The sequence below is a fragment of the Bacteriovorax sp. DB6_IX genome (genome assembly GCF_000447775.1).
Taxonomy (GTDB): Bacteria; Bdellovibrionota; Bacteriovoracia; order Bacteriovoracales; family Bacteriovoracaceae; genus Halobacteriovorax_A.
Genome location: NZ_AUNJ01000204.1, coordinates 1 through 273, shown reverse-complemented (window position 1 = coordinate 273; position 273 = coordinate 1). Strand labels below are relative to the sequence as shown.

Annotated in this window: 1 protein-coding gene; it reads right to left on the bottom strand. The window is 34.4% G+C overall.

All coding sequences use genetic code 11. The features are described from left to right. Positions 1 to 273, bottom strand: a 273-nt coding sequence (locus M901_RS06070; RefSeq protein WP_034720822.1) for a hypothetical protein, incomplete at both ends; no start/stop codon positions are given.

The window sequence follows — 273 nt, the reverse complement described above, 5'->3', positions numbered from 1 at the left end:
ACTTTATTTGAAGTGTTTTCTTAGATTGAATATGGAATACTCTGTCATCAATTTTGATTTTGTGATTCTCAAGAAGGACTTGAGTCGAAGACTTTACCGGAATCAGATTATTATCTTCTCCATCCTTCGCAATGATATGACTCTCAAGGAGAGTAGGCTCCTTTTTGGAAGTATCTAAATCAAGAATATAGATACCTTCTATTGGTCCGTAATAACTTCTAAAAATGTAGCTATGTCGAGAATCTGAGTAAGAGATAACTGCACTCTTAACCT